This window comes from Limosilactobacillus sp., assembly GCF_022651205.1.
Lineage (GTDB): Bacteria > Bacillota > Bacilli > Lactobacillales > Lactobacillaceae > Limosilactobacillus.
On sequence record NZ_JALCQI010000028.1, the window covers coordinates 1 to 19838 of the forward strand.

Consider the following 19838-nt stretch of genomic DNA (forward strand, 5'->3'; position numbering starts at 1 on the left):
AAGGAACCATCCTCATAGATGATTCCTTTAGACCAATTTTACAATGTAAAGCGAAAATTTTCTGATCAACACTACTTGACGTAGAGCCATGAAAGTGCTATCATAAGATATGATAAGTGAGGGACGTGAAATATATGAAAATGATTATCACCGATGCAGCTAATGATTGGTTTAAGGATGCACTGGGATTGGAAAATGGTGGTGGCGTAAAGTTTTATGGTAAAACCTATGGATCGACTGAGGTCCACCATGGTTTTTCACAAGGCTTTACCCGTGAAGATATTCCGGTTTCACCTATTTTAGAAGTGAAAAAGGATAATATTAACTACCATATTGATAATCTTGATGAGTGGTTCTTTAAGGGATTAATTATGACGGTTGACTATGATCCTAAATCTGATGGCCCTGTGTTCCACTTCAAGCATGAAGATGGTGATTCGACACCAGACGTTGCTGGTTTAAGCAAGGATTCAGACGATCACGCTGATAGTAAAGCTGATGCCTCAACAGGGGCTTCGGCACAATGGAAATAGGAAAAATAAAATGGGCGGCAGAGAAAAGCAAGATGCTTTTTCTCTGCCGCCCATTTTATTTTGGGTTACCTTCTATAATTATTATTCAATTTAATTAGGGTAACCGCTGATAATAGGCTAATGATACTGATGATTAATCCTGTAATCAGATATGGTGGGCGATAATGGAGCGTTATATGGTGTGTTCCTGGTTTAATTTTTAATGCCAAGAATGTTCCGATGGCTTTTTGTCCTTTTACCGGATGACCATCAATCTTTGCATGCCAACCACGAGCATAAGGAATTGTTGTCATTAACACACCTTGATCTTTCTTGATATTTACCGTTCCTTCAAGAGTCGTTGAACTTGAACGGGTAAGCTTTAATGGTGAGCGTTGAAGAGCCTTAAGATCACGGTTGAACGCCTGCTGATTAAGACGGTAGAGACTAACATTTTGCATCCAGAGTGTTGACTTTTTAAGGTGGAAAGTAATCGTAACCTTTTGTCCTTTTTGGTTATGGGCAACGTTCATAATAACCGTATCCCTGTATGTCGGATATTGGGCAAAATGCCGATTGTTGACGGTGATCGATGCATCATTTTTAACATCTGGACCGAGAGTTAGGTAGTATGAATCATTGCTAGTTGGAATAAATTCTAGTTTAATCGTTGCTGCCTCATTACGGTGTTCTTTCTGGAAGGTGGTACCGGTAATTTGTTCAGCACTTTGAACATTTTGAAAATCAACCTGATTGAAGTTCTGAATATTAAATAACGGTTGTGGTGAGTTTGCTAGTGCCTGATAAATCTCAGACTGATATGCCGTTGGATCATAAGTATCATGTTTTAATTTAAGAATTCGTGAATTTGCCCCGAATGCGATTGGAAGGGCAGCTGAATTCTTTCGAATCCCAATGTTGTTGGTTACTGCCACCGGTTCCTTGGTATTCCAATCCGGACGGTAGCCAGATAATGGCAAGAAGGGTTTAGAACGGTTAGGGTCAATAACCGACATAGTATAGCGGAAGCCGAGTAATGAATCGCTAACTTGAGTTCCGTTGTCGTATGAAACAAATCCATCCCCCGCTGGTTGACCGATTGAACCCATAAAATTAGGGAGACTTGGAACAATTGTTGAACTAAAGTGGTCAGCTCCATAGAAGCCACTTTGAAGTGGGTCATCCTTTGTCCGCATAAATGTTTTGGCGACCCGATAAAAGTCGCAATTTGGCCGCTTTACCTTGGAAGTTGCACTATTGAGGGCTGTAGTATACTCACCAAATTCTGATTGACTAACATAAGAGATCTGGTTCAAAGCAGTATATGCACTAGTAGAAACATCACAAACTGCGATTAGTACCAATAAAAGATCATTCATGACTGGGGACGCGGAATGAGGAATCCCTAAGAAAATAATGCTGACAATCGCAAGTCCAAGTCCGATCAGCTTCTGGTTATTATTAATATAAGAAACGGTTAATGTTTCCACATAGGTAAAGACTGCAATTGTTATTATAAGGAGAATGGCAAGCTCCCATTTACTTGGCTGAAAGTTCCTTTGGAGACAGGTAGCTGCCAATAGAATTACCCAAAAACAAAAGATAAAGGAAAATCTTGAAGGGTACCAAACGGGAAACTGCCCGATATGCCAAAGAAGATCCAGTGGTTCATAACAAAATGAAAGAATTAAAAAGAGGGTAATGACAAAAGCAATGATCCTTTGGCCTAGATTAATTTTCTGGTTTAAAAAATACAAAACTAAGCCAAACATCATTAGCATACCAACATAAATATTTGCTTGACCACTAGGCATTTGGTTGAAATTAAATGATCCAGGGACAAGTTTGCCTAAAAGTTTTAGTGGATTATATTCAAAACGACTGAGAATGTGATTGTTGGTGTAAGTTCCCTTACTTTGAAGAAGTGCATAGATGGTCGGTAGAAGGACAATACAGCTAATACCAGCCGCAATTAATGAAGAAAGGAGGTAACGACCGAATGCCTGTAAACGAGATTGCCAATTATTAAGCAGCGGAAGTGACCAGATAAACACGAGAATTGTAAAGATACAAATCATCCATGCCATATAGTAGTTATCGATGATCATTACCGCGAGCCAACAAATATAACAGGAATATCGATGAGCGAAGACTACCTGATGAAGTCCCCAAATGACTAACGGTAATATAATCATTGCGTCTAACCAGAGAAGGTTTAGCTGGTTGGCAATGATCCAGCCGTTGAGGGCATAAGCAGTACTGAAAGCAAAAATACGGCTGCCAGATTGGAGTTTGTTCTTAGTTAGCAACCATGCAAATGAAAGCCCCGAAAGGCCGTATTTCAAAAGTGTCAGTACTAAAACACCAGTAGTGAGATGTGCTGCCGGAAAGAAAAGTAAAATTAGATTAAGGGGACTCCAAAGGTAATATGCATTGGTTCCCCACATTTCACCGCCAAGTCCCTTGCTAAAAGAGTAAATGAACTCACTTGGGTTATGAAGCAGGGTTCGCCTAAAGTAAGCAAAGAAATCAATGTATTGTTGACCAAGATCAACCGTCAGTAAACTGCTATTTCCGAAAGGAGCCATTCCTCGGTAAGCAAAATAACTTCCCATTATTATTACGGGAAGAAGAAAGCTAATTAGTAAAATATGTTGTTTTTTTAGTTGAGAACGAAACTGCACAAAATGTCCTCCTAAATAAAATATCTCTGTCATTATATACCGAATTGACTGCTCATGAATATGAAGGTTCTGTTAAGTTTCGGTGATTTAATAGATTGTGTGTTCATTTTTGCTCAAATAAAGTGTATGATGCTTCTTGGTAAGTTAGCTTTAAATGTTAAATGGAGTAAAATTTGCTACAATAGAATTCATCACGGTAAAAGGAGAAGTTTAATACTGTGAAGTTTTTTGATCGAATTACGAACTATTTCAGTTCAAATCATGGTAAACATAAAAATGCTCAATCAATAATTCCATCACGGTTGAACTTATTGCTTTGGATCGTTGGAATACTGCTTCTGATGCTTGCTGGTCGTTTATTCTACTTGCAGGTTCTTAATGGCTCATCATATAAAGCCGAAGTTAAGCGGTCCGACACGACTATTCAGACCAATAATGTTCAGCGAGGAATGATTTATGACAGTCGTGGCCGAGTAATTGTTGGTAACCAAACTCACCAAGCGATTACATATACCAAGAGTTCCGATGTGACGGCTGATCAGCTTTACAAAATAGCAAATCGGTTAGGTAAATATATTACTGTAAGTAATAGCGATACTCGTTTAACCGACCGTAACGAACAAGATTATTACTTAGCAAATAAGGATAACCTTAAACGAATCGTTAAAAAACTTAACCTTTCTAAGGATGCAAGTGATGATGATCAGTATGATGCCGCACTGAAGTATCTAAAGAGTCACCCTTCTGAATGGCACTTGTCGAGTCATGAGAAGAGTAACGCGCGGATTTACGCTGCAATGACGGGGGCTTATTCATTATCAACAACTTACATTAAAAAATCGGGTGTTACTAGTAGAGAACTTGCCGAAGTTGGTGAGCACTTGAACCAAATGCCTGGTGTTAAAATTGGGACTGCCTGGACTCGAAACTACCCACAGGGAAAGAATTTCCAATCATTAACCGGGACAGTTTCAACTACTGGTTTGCCTAGTGATCAGGTTAACAGCCTTCTTTCTCAAGGTTATTCAAGAAGTGATAGTGTTGGTCAGAGTTACTTGGAGAAGATGTTCCAAGGAACTTTAGCCGGTTCTAAGTCGCAGACCCAAGTAACTACTCGGGGAAACAAGGTAACTGATGAAACGGTTAAGTATCCTGGGAAAAAGGGTGATAACCTTGTTCTGACAATCAATGCGAAGTTCCAGAAACGTGTTCAACAGATCCTAGAACAGAATTATTCTTCTGCAGGGATTTCGTATTCATCAGGTGTTTATGCTGTCGTCATGAATCCGCACACGGGTGCAATTTATGCAATGGCAGGGATTGACCGGAATATTAAGACAGGGAAACAGACCGTTGATGAAATTGGTGCAATTAACCACCCAATAACAATGGGTTCCGTAGTTAAGGGTGCCACAATTATGGGTGGGCTGATGAGTGGTGTTATTACGCCATCAGATAATACATTGACCGATCAACCAATCAAAGTTGCCGGAACCTCAACGAAGAGTTCTTGGTTTAACAAGACTGGATCAGCCAACATGGCATTAAGTGCTCCAATGGCTCTGGAAGTTTCATCAAACTCTTACATGATGCAGTTAATCATGAAAGAGGGAGGGATGAATTATAAGCCTGGCGCTCAGCTAACGTTAAAGCCAAGCATCTTCGCTAAGGAACGACAATACTTCAACATGTTTGGCTTAGGACAAAAGACCGGAATTGATTTGCCTGGTGAAACTGCCGGTTATAACGGGCCATCTACCCAGAAACATATTGGTTCTGCACTGGACTTGGCATACGGGAACTATGATGGTTACACTGTTATTCAACTTGCACAGTACATGTCAACGATTGCCAATGGTGGAAACCGGATGCGGCCATATGTGGTAAAGGAAATTCGTGGAAGTAAGTCAAATGGTAAGCTAGGTCGAGTTGTATCCACTACGCAACCCCAAGTACAGTTCACGATTCCTGCTTCAAAAGAAGATTTTGATTTAATTCGTCAGGGTCTATATTTGGTTACACACGGGACCAACAGCTACGTAACCGCGAAGTCATTAGGTAGCGCTAAACCATCAATTTCTGGTAAGACCGGTACTGCCGAAACCGTCACAAATGGTCACCAAACGTCTACCATTAGTTTTGCTGGTTATTCACCTTCCAAGAATCCGCAAGTAGTTGTTGCTCTTGCAATTCCTGGGGTAACAAACGAAAATGGTGGTGCCAATTTGAATATGGCTAAACAAATTTTCAGTGCTTACTGGAAGATGGTTCAGGATTCTAAGAGTACTACGAATGATTAGTGATTGTAGAGACTGTCAAGTAATTTTCCTTAACAATTATTACAAAAGACTGGTCAAAACGATTAATTAATGATATAGTTGTACGAGTTAGGGTTAATAGCCACGTTAAATAAAATAAAAAAATAGGAGGTCATGACAATGCGTGTCAACATTACTCTTGAATGCACATCATGCCACGAACGGACTTACTTAACTAGTAAGAACCGTCGTCACAATCCCGACCGTCTTGAATTAAACAAGTACTGTCCTCGGGAACGTAAGGTTACCTTACACCGTGAAACTAAGTAATAAAAAAGCACCTGGTTAGGTGCCTTTTTTATTACTTAGTGAAAAAACGCTTGCATAAATCCTGGTGAGCTGTGATAATTATAGACTGAAAACGTTTAAAAGGAGAGATTGTAGGATAATGACGTATTCAAAGCAGGAGTTGCGCCAGGCATATATTGCTCGATTGCAACAACTTGATCTTAATACGCGTTTACATGAGGAAAAAAGATTAACTTCAATGCTATTCGATCAGCAAGAGTGGATGGACGCAAAGGTGATTGCAACAACGTTAAGTCAATCCTTAGAATTGGATACTTCGCCAATTATTCTTCATGCTCGTCATGAAAATCGCCAAATTGTTGTCCCACGGACCTTGCCAAATCATCAAATGGAATTTGTTGCGTTGAATGAAGATACTGAGTTTAGTGAGACGACTTTTGGAATACTAGAACCACAAAATGGTAAAGTGTACCAACCTGATGAGATTGATCTAATGATCGTCCCTGGAGTTGCGTTTACCCCATCTGGACGCCGGATCGGTTTTGGCGGTGGCTACTATGATCGTTATTTGGACAAGTATAACGGTAGTACCATTTCGTTATCATTTACAACACAGCTTGCAGGTGAAAATGAATGGGAAAGTGATCAATATGATCGGCGTGTTAATAAAGTCCTCTTCTTACCGGAGACTGATTAATGAGAGATCATATTTGGCGAAGAGCTCCGGTAACAACCGTCCTCTTGATTATTCAAGTCGTTGCATTTATTATAATGACATTATTGGGTGGCTCTACAAATTCGGCGATCCTTGTAGAATGTGGTGCTCGAGTAACGCCACTAATACGTGCGGGACAATGGTGGCGATTAATTACCCCGGTATTCCTTCATATTGGGATTGCCCACCTGATTATTAATAGCATCACCCTTTACTTTTTGGGAATGTATATTGAGGAACTATTCAGCCACTGGCGGATGTTGGTAATCTATCTTGTTAGTGCCTTTACGGGAAACCTGGCTAGTGCCTACTTTTTACCAAATACAATTTCTGCGGGGGCTAGTACAGCGTTGTTTGGTCTCTTTGGGGCATTTTTAATGCTTGGTGAATCGTTTCATGATAACCAGCTGATCCAGGATCTGAGTCGTCAATTCCTTATCTTGGTGGGGATCAATATTGTAATGGATTTATTCCTTCCAGGGGTTGACTTAGCTGGTCATATTGGTGGCCTTTTAGGTGGATTCTTAGTATCATATGTTGTCGGTGCACCGTTTGTCGGTCATGTTCACTTCCTTAAGCGACTGATTGGCAGTGTGATATTATTCTTTGGCATTATTGCTATGATTATTGCAATTGGTAGGTGATTTAAATTGACAAGGCCGCGTGAATATCGGACTTTGTATGATGTCCAGCAGTTACTAAAGGAATTCAATGTTTATGTTTATGTTGGCAAGCGATTATATGATATTGAGTTAGTTGCGATCGAGCTAGACCACTTATACCAGGCTGGTGTTGTGGATAGTCAGACCTACATGAAAGCAAAAATTGTTCTTCGGAAAGAACATCGTGAAGAAGAACAACGTGAAAAAAACGGAACAGCAATTTAAGACGTTAAGTGAAAGGAAATGAGAAAATGGCTAAAAAATTAATTGGTGTTGATCTTGGTGGAACTACTATTAAGTTTGCAATTTTAACTGAGAATGGTGAGATCCAACAAAAGTGGTCTTTACGGACTAATATTTTAGATGATGGTTCACACATTGTTCCTGATATTATTGATTCCATTAATCACCACCTTGACCTTTATAAGATGGATCATGATCAATTTATCGGGATTGGAATGGGAACTCCAGGAACGATTGATCGTGATAAGGGTACTGTTGTCGGTGCATACAACCTTAACTGGAAGACAACCCAAAACGTTAAGGAACAGATTGAAGAAGGCACCGGAATGAAGTTTGCACTTGATAATGATGCTAACGTGGCCGCATTAGGTGAACGCTGGAAGGGTGCTGGTAACGAAGGTGATGATGTTGCCTTTATTACTCTCGGTACCGGTGTTGGGGGTGGATTAATCTCCAATGGTCGCCTGGTTCACGGAATGGTTGGTGCCGGTGGTGAAGTTGGTCATATGATCGTAAAGCCAGATGGTTACCTTTGTACTTGTGGAAACCATGGTTGTCTTGAACAATACGCATCCGCTACAGGAATCGTTCACATTGCCCAAGATAAGGCTGAAGAATACGAAGGTGACAGTCGTTTGAAGGCAATGATTGATAATGGTGATGAAATTACCGCTAAGATTGTCTTTGATTTGGCAAAGCAAAATGACTATTTGGCAAACACCGTTGTTGATGAAGTTGCATTTTACTTGGGATTAGCTTCTGCTAACTTGAGTAATGCTCTTAACCCTGAATACTTAGTTATCGGTGGTGGTGTTTCAGCTGCTGGTGACTTCCTTTTGAAGCGGGTTAATGAAAACTTTAAGAAATTTGCATTCCCAACAGTTCGGACTTCAACTCAACTAAAATTGGCCGAACTTGGTAATGATGCTGGGGTTATTGGTGCCGCTTCCTTAGCACGACAATTTATGTAATTTAATAAGTGAGGGAGCGTTACCGTGATTCTTGCAGTTAGTAGTGGGTTATTAACCTTTAATATTGTTATTGTTGTTCTTTTAATTGCCTGGGGATTGTCTTGGCTTTTCCAATATTATCGGCGAAAGAAGTATGCAACAGTTTTAGATGGTGAAGCATTTCATAAGGGAATGCGGAAAGCACAAGTAATTGATCTACGTCAACCAAATGACTTTAAGAAGGGCCATATCCTAGGAGCACGTAACTTACCATATGTTTATATCAAACAACAATACGGTGAATTACGACCAGATATTCCCGTTTACATGTATGATCAGGGAATCGCTATTAGTACACAAGCAGCTGTATTCCTTGCTAAGCATGGCTATAAGCAGTTGTACATCCTTAAGGGTGGTTACAATGGCTGGAAAGGGAAGACCAAGAAGTCTAAATACTAGTATAAAAAAGAACGAGGAAATATTTTTTCCTCGTTCTTTTTTATTTATAATAGTAATTGATTAAGCTTGGTGAGCTGAGCGACTCTTTCGTGTGGCTGCTCGCCGGTTCTCATCAAATTTTTCTTCTTGGTCTTCGATTGGTTTAACAACGGTCTTGTGGAACGTGAATGCTCCACTAGCAATTGCAGCCAAAGTACCAAATGTACCGATTAAAACACCCTTAGCAAAGTTCTTCATAATATAGCCTCCTCTTTTTACTATGTTACCTCTATTATGAAGGACTTAGCGGCTTTTTACCAGTGAGAAGGATCAAAATTTAGTTTAAGGAGATAAAAAATGTCTAAAGTAGTAGCAATTGTTGGCCCGACTGCGGTTGGCAAGACTAGTTTATCAATTAAATTAGCAACAGCGCTTAATGGTGAAATAATCTCAGGCGATTCAATGCAGGTATACCGTCATTTAGATATTGGAACTGCTAAGGTAACCCCGGAAGAAATGGCAGGGATTCCTCACCATTTGATTGATATTTGTGACGTGGATGAGCAATATTCCGTAGCTAAATTTAAAAATGAGGCTAATTCGTGGATCCAAAAGATTAGTAGTGCCCATCAATTACCGTTGATCGTTGGCGGTACTGGTTTTTATTTACAGTCATTAACAAACAACCTGGCTCTTGGTGGTAACCAGGATAACCAGCGATCTGAAAAGTTTCGTCAACATTGGCAACAAGTTCTGGAAGAACGTGGTCCGCATTATGTATGGGAACAGCTTGAAAGCAAGGATCCTAAAGCAGCAAGTGCAATTCCTGAGAATAATTCCAGAAGGGTAATTCGGGCGCTGGAAGTGATTGATGAAAATGGTCAGCTATTTTCACAACAGCAGCAATCACAAGCAATGGATGATTTCTTATTAATTGGTCTTACCACGGATCGTCAAGTATTGTATGACAGAATTAATCGCCGAGTTGACATAATGATCGATTCTGGATTGCTGGAAGAGGCTAAGTGGCTGTACGACAAGGGTGGCATTGATTTGCCTGCTGGAAAGGGGATCGGTTATCATGAGTTATTCCCTTATTTTGCTGGCAAATGTTCACTTGAAGATGCCGTAGCAAAAATTAAACAGGATTCACGACATTATGCAAAACGTCAGTTAACCTGGTTCAGGAATAAGATGGATGTCCATTGGTTTGATTTAGTAAGTGGGCAAAACAATACTAATGAAATTAAAGAATTTATTGATGGGTGGTTAAAAAAGTAAAGCCGGAGCAACAAATTAGTTATGATCAGGTTAAAACGCTTCCAGTAAATTGACTTAATGATTATCAATTGGTATCCTTAAGCAGTACTAAAGGAACAGGTTTATTCAATGGAATATTGCTAGTTGGTCTAAGTTATAGATCGTAACTAGTGCTAGTTAAAGGTAAAATTTAATACTTTATTTTATTAAGTAAACCATGTCAGTAAGGTATCTTCAGGAAAGGGAATGAATTTATGGCTAGACATTTATATACCAAGGATGAAGTTCGTCAAATGGTGAAGGATGAGGACATTCGCTTCTTACGGGTTATGTTCACTGATTTACTAGGAACAATTAAAAGTGTTGACTTGCCGGTTAGTCAGCTTGATAAGTTGATGGATAATAAGATTATGTTTGATGGTTCCTCAATTGATGGCTTTGTCCGGATTGAGGAAAGTGATATGTACCTTTACCCGGACATGTCAACTTGGCTGGTTTTCCCTTGGGGAGCTAGTCATGGGAAGGTTGCTCGAGTAGTTTGCAGCGTTCATATGACTGATGGAACACCATTCTCAGGTGACCCACGGAATAACCTCAAACGAGTATTGATGGATATGCAAAAGATGGGCTTCAAGTCATTTAATATTGGCCCTGAACCAGAATTCTTCCTTTTTAAGACCGATGAAAATGGTAACCCAACCACCAAGGTTAACGACGCCGAGAATTATTTTGATATGGAACCAGCTGACGTTGGTGAAGATTGCCGTCGTGATATAGTTCTTGCATTAGAAAAGATGGGCTTTGATGTCGAAGCTGCTCACCACGAAGTTGCTCCAGGACAACACGAAGTTGACTTTAAATACTCTGATGCACTTGAAGCAGCTGACAATATTCAGACATTTAAATTAGTGGTTAAAACAATCGCTAAGAAGTATGGCCTTCATGCGACCTTCATGCCTAAGCCATTATCAGGAATTAACGGTTCTGGTATGCACCTTAACATGTCACTCTTTACTCAAGATGGTAAGAATGCATTCTTTGATAAGGATGATAAGAATCAATTATCAGAAACGGCTTACCATTTCTTGGGCGGTTTAATGAAGCACGCTCGGAGTTACACTGCAATTGTTAACCCAATCGTTAACTCATACAAGCGGCTCGTCCCAGGATATGAAGCACCAGTATACGTTGCCTGGTCAACTTCTAACCGTTCACCATTGGTACGGATTCCAAATGATCGTGGGATGGGAACTCGTCTTGAACTTCGCTCTGCTGACCCAGCTGCTAACCCGTACTTAGCAATTGCTGCAGTTCTAGAAGCAGGACTTGATGGCTTACGGAATAATTTGCCACCCGTTCATAATGTTGACGAGAACATCTATGATATGACTACTAAGGAACGAAAAGATAAAGGAATTGTTAACTTGCCTGATACACTTCACAGTGCCTTGAAGGATCTCGCTGAGGATGATGTGATTAAAGGCTCAATGGGTGAACACCTTTACCAAAGTTTTGAAGAAGCCAAGACTCGTGAATACGATGCTTATCGTGCTCATGTTTCTGATTGGGAACGTCAACGGTACATGGAACAATATTAAATTAAAGTTAAATAGCAAAGTAATAGGGGACCAGGTGTCAACACTTGCAGTCCCTTATTATCTGTGCTTGAATGAAATTGACAAATAGCAACATTCCGATACAATTAAACATGTTGCAGTCACGAATTATTTCGTGAAACAGATATAAAGGAGAATCGCAAACATGGATGACAAGAAGGTCAGAGTTCGCTACGCACCAAGTCCAACAGGTTTCTTACATATTGGTAACGCGCAGTCAGCCCTTTTTAATTATTTATTTGCTCGTCACTTTAACGGCACAATGGTATTACGGATTGAAGATACTGATACCAAGCGGAACGTTAAAGACGGTGAAGCAAGCCAACGGGAGAATTTACATTGGTTAGGAATTGACTGGGATGAAGGTCCTAACAAGCCAAATCCAAAGTATGCTCCATACCGTCAAAGTGAACGGAATAAGCAAGGGATTTACCACAAGTATATTCAAGAATTGCTTGATAAGGGGCTAGCCTACAAGGACTACTCAACTGAAGAGGAACTAGCAGAAATGCGAGAACGTCAACGGGCTAACAACGAAGCACCACACTACGATGGTCGTTGGTACGGTAAGAGTGAAGAGGAACAAAAGGCTGCTGAAGCTAAGGGCTTGAAGCCAACTATCCGCTTCCACTTCCCAAAGAACCATGATTATGAATGGGACGATATTGCTCGTGGTCACGTTTCCTTTAACTCTGATAACCTTGGTGGTGATTTCATCATTGAAAAGAGTGATGGAATGCCAACCTACAACTTTGCGGTAGTTGTGGATGATCATAGTATGGATATTACTCATGTTTTACGTGGGGCCGACCATATTTCTAACACTCCTAAGCAAATTGCGATTTATGAGGCATTAGGCTGGGAACACCCAACATTCTGCCACATTCCATTGATCTTTAACCCTAAGACCCGGAAGAAGTTAAGTAAGCGTGATAAGGACACCTTGCAATTCATTAGTGAATACAAGAAGCATGGTTACCTTCATGAAGCAATCTTTAACTTCATTGCATTCTTAGGCTGGTCACCAGTTGGCGAACGGGAAATTTATTCTAAGGATGAATTAATTAAGGTTTACGATCCAAATCGGATGTCAAAGGCTCCAGCTTACTTCGACCAAAAGAAGTTAGACTGGATGAATGCTCAATATATTAAGAGCATGTCTGTTGATGAATTAACTGACCGGACAATGGAATTAGTAAAAGAAGGCGAAACTGAAGAAGCTCAACGACTTCAATCAATTCCAGAAGATCAACTTAAGGACTTAATTAAGAAGACAATCCATGTTCACCAACGTGACGTTAACAAGTTGCTTGAAGTAATCGAATATGTTTGGGACTACTACAATGTCCTTAATGCACACTTCAACTACGACTTGATCAAGGATAATGAGGACTTTGCTAACAGTGATGTCTTGGCCGTTCTAACAGGATTAAAAGAAAAACTGGAAAACGGTGCGGATGATTACAATCAAGCAATTAAGGAAGTTGGTAAGGCTACTGGAATTAAGGGTCGTGGCCTATACTTCCCACTTAACCTCGCATTTACTGGTTCAACATCTGCTCCACAAATTTATGAGATCATGGATATTTACTCTCGTGATACTGATATTGAATTGCTTAAGCGGATGATTGATGCTCTTCAAGCATAAGATATAGTTTAATTAAATAGAAAGTCGGTAAAGTTAATTGCCGGCTTTTTATTTTTAAATTTTAATTAATCAACTTGACCATTATTGAGCAAAAGACTTACTCTAATAAAAGAAGATAAATTATAAACGAGGTTGATAAAAATGGTTGAAATGAAGCAATATATGCGAAAATCTTTAAATGATGTACCTAAATTAAAGATTTTTGAATTTAGTAATTATGCTTCGCAATTTGATGATGTGATTAAATTTACAATTGGGGAGCCTGATTTTAATACCCCAGAGTATATTAAGGACGCGGCTATTCAGAGCATTAAGAGTAACCGGACTCATTATGCACCACAACGGGGAACGACTGGACTCCTTCAGGCGGTTTCTGATTTCTTGGCAAAAAATTATGATCTCCATTATAATCCAAAGACCGAGATCCTAATTACCAATGGGGTTACGGAAGCCGTTTATTCAGCAATTACGGCGATTACTAATCCTGGGGATGTTATCTTAGTACCTACACCGACTTTCTCAATCTACAGTCCTGATGCGGTGATTGCTGGTGGAACAGCAATTGAGGTCGATACTTCTAAGACGAACTTCAAATTAACTCCAGAGTTATTGCAGTCATATTTGGATCAGTATGGTGAACGAGTAAAGGGAATTGTATTTGTTAACCCGTCAAATCCAACAGGAATTGCATACACGCAAGATGAGTTGAATTCATTAGCTAACCTAATTAAGGGGAAACCAATTTTTGCGATTAGTGATGAGATTTATAGTGAACTAATTTATGACGGTGGCTATGCTTCAATGGCACGGGCATTACCAGAACAAACAATTCTTACAAATGGTCTTTCAAAATCTTATGCAATGACTGGTTGGCGAATCGGTTACCTTTGTGCGCCAGAAGCAATTACAAACGAAATCTTTAAGGTTCATTCTTTTGTGATGACTGATGTTGCTACCTTTAGCCAAGACGCTGCGGAAGCTGCCTTAAGAGGTGGGACAGGCGCAACTAAGGAAATGGACAAAAAGTATGTTGAGCGACGTGACTATATGAAGAAGCGACTGGTGGCGATGGGATTTGATTGCAGTCGACCGATGGGGGCATTTTATATTTTTGCTAAGATTCCTGAAAATTTGGATCAAGATGATACAAAAATCGTTTATGATCTTGTCAAGAATGCCCGGGTTGCTGTAACAGCAGGTTCCTACTTTGGCAAAGGTGGTCACGGTTACTTACGCTTTAGTTATGCAACCAGCATGGACCAAATTAAAGAGGGAATGGACCGGTTAGAAAAATACATTACCAGTCTTAAATAGCCTGAAACAAAGGAGGCCGTGAAAAACATCCTGTTTTCACGGCCTCCTTTTTGAGAAAGTCATTTTCATAATTTCATTTAAAAAGAATTCAAGAGGCTTTGAATAAGCCTCTTGAATAAAGAGTGAATTGCTTCAAAAAAAGTTAATCGCTCAGCTTTTTGGCGTCAGCATCAATCTTTGCAAAGCCAGAACCATCTGGTTTCTTGCTGCCACGCTTTTCCATGGCTTTACGAGCCATTTCCTTACGTTCTTGCTTACTAAGTGCCATTTAAACTTCGCCTCTTTCCGAAACGCTTCAACAATATAGATACTACACATAAGTGTTTTATCTATATATTTTATTATAGTCTCTTTCTTTTTGAAATCAACATATGGGAATTAAATGTAAAGAAACTCTTCAATAATTTATGAAGTTCTTTAAATTTGCGGACAAGTCGATTAAGATAAAAAATAGTTATTAAAATAAGGAGCGGTGTACGATGGCAAATTCAGGACATGAACAGGCTGCCCATGATGTGAGTGGGATTATTAATCAACGAATTAGCGAAAAAATAACATTCTTACATCAAATCGAAGAAGCAGTGAAGGAACATCAGGATCGAAAGATATATCAGTTATTAGATAACCAACGCTATGCTAAAGAGATTGAGCATCGTGAACAACAGCCTAATAATCAGGGAGTGATGAGTTTAGTTGATGATATAACCAACTATTTGAGTAATTTCCTGAGTGTAAATTTGATTAACTATTTAGGTAAAAAATACCCATTCTTCTACTATGAAGAATACGAGACGGGTCACTACCGGATTTACTTTGGTAATTGGTGGGATCGGCGTCAATTCGGTGAACTTGATGTCCTTAATATCCGTTTCCTATTTAATGATGATGAATATGGTAAGCTGAAGAAGACGTTTGAACTTGCTCATGATAATAAGCGTTTTAATAGTGATAAGATCGATAAAATCTCGGCTGAAAATGACCGTCTACAAGATCTGATCGATCATCAGCGAGAACGTGAGGAGAAGCGTTCCAAACTACAGGAACAATTAAAGAATGTTAGCTCGCGTTCCGGTATTTGGGAAAGCAATAAGAACAAGGAAAGTCGTCAAAACTTGGTTGATGCACTCCAAAAGTTGGAAGAGGAAGAGGAGGAGTCACGGACAGCTGCCCAAACAATCAAGGATAATGAACAAGTTGTTCTTTCCCTTTCAAAGGAAAATACAATTTTAAGTTATGAGCAAAAGAGTATTTTAGATACTTTTGGCTCATTTGAAGACTTTGAATTAGCCAACCGGAATTTGTACGCTAGTTATATAAAGAGCCTATCTGATTACCAGGAAAAGCAGGTGACAGATGATGAACAATAATCAAATGTTAAATCGGCCATCTGAACAGGTTAGTGCACTGGCACATTCATTTGAACATGGTCTAGAAATTGGTCAGCATTATGTTGAACTGTTAACTAAGCTCGCCAAAACAGAAGATGCACATGAGCTTCTCGAAGCCGTTAATGATTTAGTTAATTTAGATTTAGAAGACGCTTTTGTTAAGTTCCCGCAACATTACCAAACGACGGATTATTATTTGTTGCTAATGGTGCGCTTATTAGAAATGCATTCTAATAGTGAATTGAATGTTACCGAGGATCCGACAAGTCATCTTTTCTATGCCACGATTTCCTCGTTAGGTGAAAAAGTTCTTTTCCATTTTGTTAAGGATCAGGATGGAAATGTTGGTTTTACGGATGTGAACGATAACGAACCGCTTTTCTCCTTAAACATTGAGCATCAGATGTTGCGCTTCAATAACAAGAACTTAATTAATTACTTTATTGTTAAAGGATTGAAGAAGTATTCTGATTTAGACTTGCGCTCAACAATTAAGCCACTACTCCTTTTTGCGCAGGCACTTCATGACGATCTTGACTTCGTAATTGATCGAGGAATCCTTGGAACAAGTAACCAACAACACTATGATTTATCTCAACCTGAATTATCTCTAACCGTAATTGATCGGTTATTTGTTTCTACGGCAGAAACTGACTACATGTTATTTAACTTACCTAAAAATAATGGGGCTGAGTTACGGTTAGATCGGGATGTTAACCTTGATCTTTCATTTGATCCCGATGATTATAGTCAACAATGGTTCTTCTCAGTTAATGACCCAGACAATCAAATTTCATTCTTTGACTTATTATTACATTATCAACTTATTCGTGATTGGTACTTAAGTAATCGTGAAGAGTTGGCCGTCAAGTCGGATCCGTTAATATTCGCTGATGACCAAATAGATGAAAATGAATCAACTGATGAGGTGGAAGATGATTAATTGGACAACATTACTCCATCAAGTAATTGATCTAGAGCTTGATGTTGATGAAGCACAAGAACTTGAAGTTGGACCTGAGGCACGGAAACAGACAATCTTCACTGCCTTAGATGTAGAATTAGCTAAACTTGCAGATGGTGATGGTTGGTTCAATATTCTAGAACACAATGAAAATAATTCAGAGTCAATCGAACAGCACTACCTGAAGGCAATTGAGTTATTCTTATTGTTTAGCGCAAAACAGCAGTGGACCCATTTAATTGTGATGGATGACAAACAATGGGGATTGATTAAACGAAGTAAGCCAGCTACAAAGCTTGCTGAACAGAATAAACAATACTTAGCAATTAAGCATTTTCTTGGTGATGCTTACTATAATCATCGTCAAGAAAGTTTTCGTCATGCTTGGCACCTGCTAATAAAGTGGGGGCTAATTGATTTAGGCTTTACTGATGAGAAAATTACTACTAAATATAAGAATTTAATTAAAACTCAACGATCCAAATGGGGTCATTAATAAAAAAAGACTGACATTTTTATAATGCCAGTCTTTTTTGTTGAATCGAAAACGATCATGCTTTTCGACTATTATAACTGTTACGAGAAGCAACATGTTTTCCAGCCATTTGGTCATCATCAGTGTTTTTATTACCAAACATAATTTGACCAATAACTGAACCAATTAAAATTATGATAATAACAAAGAATGGTAACATGATAATTCACCTCAAAAAGCATTCTCTATTTTTAATTATTAGACTTTTTCATTATTTTGCAATTAATAACTAATAAATTAGCCGAATCTTTATTAAATGTTTAAAATCTCGTAGATTCAAGAATAAGCAAGAAAAGGTAAAATTGTTAGTTAATGATAGATACAGACACTAATAGAATTCGCGCCTTATGTTAGATTGATTTGATGAATTAATCATATATCAAAAAATAGTTAAGTAATCAAATGATAATTAATTATTGGCCATAATGTAGTGGTTAAATGAATGATCAATTATATAAAAATGGTACCTTCCGTAATTCGGAAGATACCATTTTTTAAAGTAGGTTTGAAGATATCAAGAGCGTTATAAACGCTGATATATCAGCATATTTAATGAAACGAGAGGGACTTGAACCCTCAACCCTCGGTTTAGAAGACCGATGCTCTATCCAGTTGAGCTACCGTTTCAGACAGACACTAGTATATAATTTAACCAACTAAATTGTCAATGGATTCCATCTTAATATTGCTTTTTTTATAGGATAATTGTTTGTATATTTTGACGGAAGCGTTTTCATAAATTATACTTTAAATTAGTAGAAGTACGAAAGCGAGGGGAACTTAAGCTGAAAACGAAGGGATGATGACTTATGGCAAGTAATAAGACAGATCCACGTGTGGTGAAGACCCGGAATAGTCTTCGCAAAGCGTTAGTTTATTTGATGCGAAGAGAAAGGTTAGAAGACATCAGTGTTCAAAAAATTACTGAAATCGCCAACATCACCCGAGGAACTTTCTATCTTCACTATAAAGATAAGAAGGACTTTATTCGTTCTGCAATGAATGAACTTCTTGATGAGTTCTTTGATCAAGTAATGGTAGAAAGTGAGGACCTCAGTTTTTCTAAAGGGCAAACGGTGCAAGTGTTCTCACTTCAGAAGGCGTTTCAGTACATTGAAAGTGAAGCTGATATTTTTGATGTATTGTTAAATAACAAACGAAATGACTTCTTTTACGAACAGCTTTATAATCGGTTATCTGACCAGTTGTCAAAATTTTATGTTGCGATAGCTGAAACAGAAGAGAAGCCGAAAGTTCCGCTAAACTTGCAGATTTCCTTCATTGATTCAGCACTTCTTGGCTTGATCAGTCATTGGTTAAAAGATGGAATGATTTATACATCTCGCTACATGACTCAGAGCGTTGGAAGGATGCTTGAACAATTGGATTCTGATAATGTTCCCCTACTAGGCTTCTTTAGTTATGAAACCGAGCCAGCATTACAAGACATTGAATGAATCTAAATTTGGGCCCCAGTGTTTGGATTGCCGAGCATTGGAGCTCATTTTTTTATCCTGTATCGACTTAGTAATTGGAAACCATACCACAATCCTTTTTACATGCATATTGTTCTTGACTAACTGGGACTTTTTTGATAATATGCATATGTTGTATTTGTGACCAACAACTACAACCGCACGCTGCCAAGTTAAAAGCATAGTGCTGCTTGGTTCGGCGAGTCTTAGAAATTAAGGAGGTGCACAAATTTATGTACGCAATTATCGTAACTGGCGGCAAGCAATACAAGGTAGAAGAAGGTTCATCCATCTACGTTGAAAAGCTTGATGCTAAGGAAGGCGACAAGGTTACTTTTGATCAAGTAGTCTTTGTCGGTGGTGACAGCACTAAGATCGGTACTCCATTAGTTGATGGTGCATCAGTTGAAGCTACTGTTGAAAAGCAAGGCAAGGAAAAGAAGGTTGTTACTTTCAAGTACAAGCCTAAGAAGCATACCCACACTAAGCAAGGTCACCGTCAACCATACACTAAGGTTACTGTTGACAAGATCAATGCTTAATTTGGAGGTAAATAATGATTCGGGTAACGTTTAATTTGAATTCGGATCACCAAATTACCGCTTTTCAGATGCAGGGGCATGCAGATGCTGGTCCCTATGGTCAGGATATTGTTTGTGCTGCTGTCTCTGCTCTATCAATATCTACTATTAACGCATTAATGCAGGTTGCAAAGGCACCGGCAAAGGTTGATAGTGATGATGATAATGGTGGCTTTCTTAAAGTTACAAATATTAGTCTGAGTCATGATTCTCAGATTATTATGCGGACATTCTTTAATGGAATGAACGACATCACGGAAAGCTACCCTCATAACATTGAATTAAA

Annotated in this window: 22 protein-coding genes, 1 tRNA gene and 1 other annotated feature; of the genes, 18 read left to right on the forward strand and 5 right to left on the reverse strand. The window is 38.9% G+C overall.

Annotation, left to right across the window (positions count from 1 at the left end; translation table 11 throughout):
- Nucleotides 1-134 precede the first annotated feature (134 nt).
- Complete coding sequence (locus LKJ51_RS06165; protein WP_291979748.1) at nt 135-533, forward strand: HesB/YadR/YfhF family protein; 399 nt, start codon at nt 135-137, stop codon at nt 531-533.
- A gap of 65 nt (nt 534-598) precedes the next feature.
- Here the strand turns inward: LKJ51_RS06165 and LKJ51_RS06170 are convergent, their stop codons facing one another.
- Entirely contained in the window at nt 599-3229 is a 2631-nt protein-coding gene (locus tag LKJ51_RS06170; protein WP_291979749.1) for a YfhO family protein, read from the reverse strand.
- Between the two features lie 185 nt (nt 3230-3414).
- On the opposite strand from LKJ51_RS06170, the gene LKJ51_RS06175 reads away from it, so the two are divergent.
- The 7 genes from LKJ51_RS06175 (at nt 3415) to LKJ51_RS06205 (ending at nt 8792) form a co-directional block, all read left to right on the forward strand.
- The gene (locus LKJ51_RS06175) at nt 3415-5496 is read left to right on the forward strand and encodes a peptidoglycan D,D-transpeptidase FtsI family protein (RefSeq protein WP_291979750.1); all 2082 of its coding nucleotides are present in this window, start codon (nt 3415-3417) and stop codon (nt 5494-5496) included.
- Between the two features lie 138 nt (nt 5497-5634).
- Complete coding sequence (rpmG, locus tag LKJ51_RS06180) at nt 5635-5784, forward strand: 50S ribosomal protein L33 (protein WP_047768829.1); 150 nt, start codon at nt 5635-5637, stop codon at nt 5782-5784.
- A gap of 118 nt (nt 5785-5902) precedes the next feature.
- Nucleotides 5903-6460, forward strand: coding sequence for a 5-formyltetrahydrofolate cyclo-ligase (locus tag LKJ51_RS06185; protein WP_291979751.1), 558 nt, complete (start codon nt 5903-5905; stop codon nt 6458-6460).
- Nucleotides 6460-7122 carry a rhomboid family intramembrane serine protease gene (locus LKJ51_RS06190; RefSeq protein ID WP_291980177.1) on the forward strand — a complete coding sequence of 221 codons (663 nt, stop codon included), beginning with the start codon at nt 6460-6462 and terminating at the stop codon, nt 7120-7122. Before LKJ51_RS06185 ends, LKJ51_RS06190 begins: the two co-directional genes overlap by 1 nt.
- Nucleotides 7123-7128: 6 nt before the next feature.
- Nucleotides 7129-7365, forward strand: a complete 237-nt coding sequence (locus LKJ51_RS06195) for a YqgQ family protein (RefSeq protein WP_291979754.1) — start codon at nt 7129-7131, stop codon at nt 7363-7365.
- Nucleotides 7366-7391: 26 nt separating this feature from the next.
- The gene (locus LKJ51_RS06200; protein ID WP_291979755.1) at nt 7392-8354 is read left to right on the forward strand and encodes an ROK family glucokinase; all 963 of its coding nucleotides are present in this window, start codon (nt 7392-7394) and stop codon (nt 8352-8354) included.
- Nucleotides 8355-8378: 24 nt separating this feature from the next.
- Nucleotides 8379-8792, forward strand: coding sequence for a rhodanese-like domain-containing protein (locus LKJ51_RS06205; protein ID WP_291979756.1), 414 nt, complete (start codon nt 8379-8381; stop codon nt 8790-8792).
- A gap of 60 nt (nt 8793-8852) precedes the next feature.
- Here the strand turns inward: LKJ51_RS06205 and LKJ51_RS06210 are convergent, their stop codons facing one another.
- On the reverse strand, nt 8853-9029 hold the full coding sequence (locus LKJ51_RS06210) for a DUF3042 family protein (protein ID WP_291979757.1): 177 nt from the start codon (nt 9027-9029) through the stop codon (nt 8853-8855).
- Nucleotides 9030-9128: 99 nt separating this feature from the next.
- Between LKJ51_RS06210 and miaA the strand changes: the two genes are divergently transcribed.
- The 4 genes from miaA (at nt 9129) to LKJ51_RS06230 (ending at nt 14609) form a co-directional block, all read left to right on the forward strand.
- Complete coding sequence (miaA, locus tag LKJ51_RS06215) at nt 9129-10052, forward strand: tRNA (adenosine(37)-N6)-dimethylallyltransferase MiaA (protein ID WP_291979758.1); 924 nt, start codon at nt 9129-9131, stop codon at nt 10050-10052.
- A gap of 233 nt (nt 10053-10285) precedes the next feature.
- A complete protein-coding gene (gene glnA / locus LKJ51_RS06220) occupies nt 10286-11629 on the forward strand; it encodes a type I glutamate--ammonia ligase (protein ID WP_291979759.1) in 1344 nt (447 codons plus the stop codon).
- Nucleotides 11630-11792: 163 nt separating this feature from the next.
- A complete protein-coding gene (gene gltX, locus LKJ51_RS06225; RefSeq protein WP_291980178.1) occupies nt 11793-13295 on the forward strand; it encodes a glutamate--tRNA ligase in 1503 nt (500 codons plus the stop codon).
- 141 nt (nt 13296-13436) lie between these two features.
- Nucleotides 13437-14609, forward strand: coding sequence for a pyridoxal phosphate-dependent aminotransferase (locus LKJ51_RS06230; RefSeq protein ID WP_291980180.1), 1173 nt, complete (start codon nt 13437-13439; stop codon nt 14607-14609).
- Nucleotides 14610-14751: 142 nt separating this feature from the next.
- Here the strand turns inward: LKJ51_RS06230 and LKJ51_RS06235 are convergent, their stop codons facing one another.
- Nucleotides 14752-14877, reverse strand: a complete 126-nt coding sequence (locus LKJ51_RS06235; protein ID WP_259409229.1) for a hypothetical protein — start codon at nt 14875-14877, stop codon at nt 14752-14754.
- 211 nt (nt 14878-15088) lie between these two features.
- Between LKJ51_RS06235 and LKJ51_RS06240 the strand changes: the two genes are divergently transcribed.
- The 3 genes from LKJ51_RS06240 to LKJ51_RS06250 are packed head-to-tail and all read left to right on the forward strand — an operon-like array spanning nt 15089 to nt 17457.
- Nucleotides 15089-15976, forward strand: a complete 888-nt coding sequence (locus LKJ51_RS06240) for an exonuclease SbcC (protein WP_291980182.1) — start codon at nt 15089-15091, stop codon at nt 15974-15976.
- Nucleotides 15963-16940, forward strand: a complete 978-nt coding sequence (locus tag LKJ51_RS06245; protein WP_291980183.1) for a hypothetical protein — start codon at nt 15963-15965, stop codon at nt 16938-16940. Before LKJ51_RS06240 ends, LKJ51_RS06245 begins: the two co-directional genes overlap by 14 nt.
- Nucleotides 16933-17457 carry a hypothetical protein gene (locus tag LKJ51_RS06250; RefSeq protein ID WP_291980184.1) on the forward strand — a complete coding sequence of 175 codons (525 nt, stop codon included), beginning with the start codon at nt 16933-16935 and terminating at the stop codon, nt 17455-17457. The genes LKJ51_RS06245 and LKJ51_RS06250 overlap by 8 nt, the downstream gene beginning before the upstream one ends.
- 55 nt (nt 17458-17512) lie before the next feature.
- Here LKJ51_RS06250 and LKJ51_RS06255 read toward each other — a convergent pair whose 3' ends face one another.
- Nucleotides 17513-17656 carry a hypothetical protein gene (locus LKJ51_RS06255; protein WP_291980185.1) on the reverse strand — a complete coding sequence of 48 codons (144 nt, stop codon included), beginning with the start codon at nt 17654-17656 and terminating at the stop codon, nt 17513-17515.
- Between the two features lie 393 nt (nt 17657-18049).
- Nucleotides 18050-18123: transfer RNA gene (locus tag LKJ51_RS06260), tRNA-Arg, on the reverse strand.
- 182 nt (nt 18124-18305) lie between these two features.
- On the opposite strand from LKJ51_RS06260, the gene LKJ51_RS06265 reads away from it, so the two are divergent.
- From LKJ51_RS06265 to LKJ51_RS06275, 3 genes are all read left to right on the forward strand, one after another.
- The gene (locus LKJ51_RS06265; protein ID WP_291980186.1) at nt 18306-18953 is read left to right on the forward strand and encodes a TetR/AcrR family transcriptional regulator; all 648 of its coding nucleotides are present in this window, start codon (nt 18306-18308) and stop codon (nt 18951-18953) included.
- Nucleotides 18954-19117: 164 nt separating this feature from the next.
- Nucleotides 19118-19188: a sequence feature (ribosomal protein L21 leader region), on the forward strand.
- Nucleotides 19189-19204: 16 nt separating this feature from the next.
- The gene (rplU, locus tag LKJ51_RS06270) at nt 19205-19513 is read left to right on the forward strand and encodes a 50S ribosomal protein L21 (RefSeq protein ID WP_291980187.1); all 309 of its coding nucleotides are present in this window, start codon (nt 19205-19207) and stop codon (nt 19511-19513) included.
- 14 nt (nt 19514-19527) lie between these two features.
- Nucleotides 19528-19838: ribosomal-processing cysteine protease Prp (locus tag LKJ51_RS06275; protein WP_291980188.1), on the forward strand; the 311-nt coding region annotated here is incomplete at its 3' end.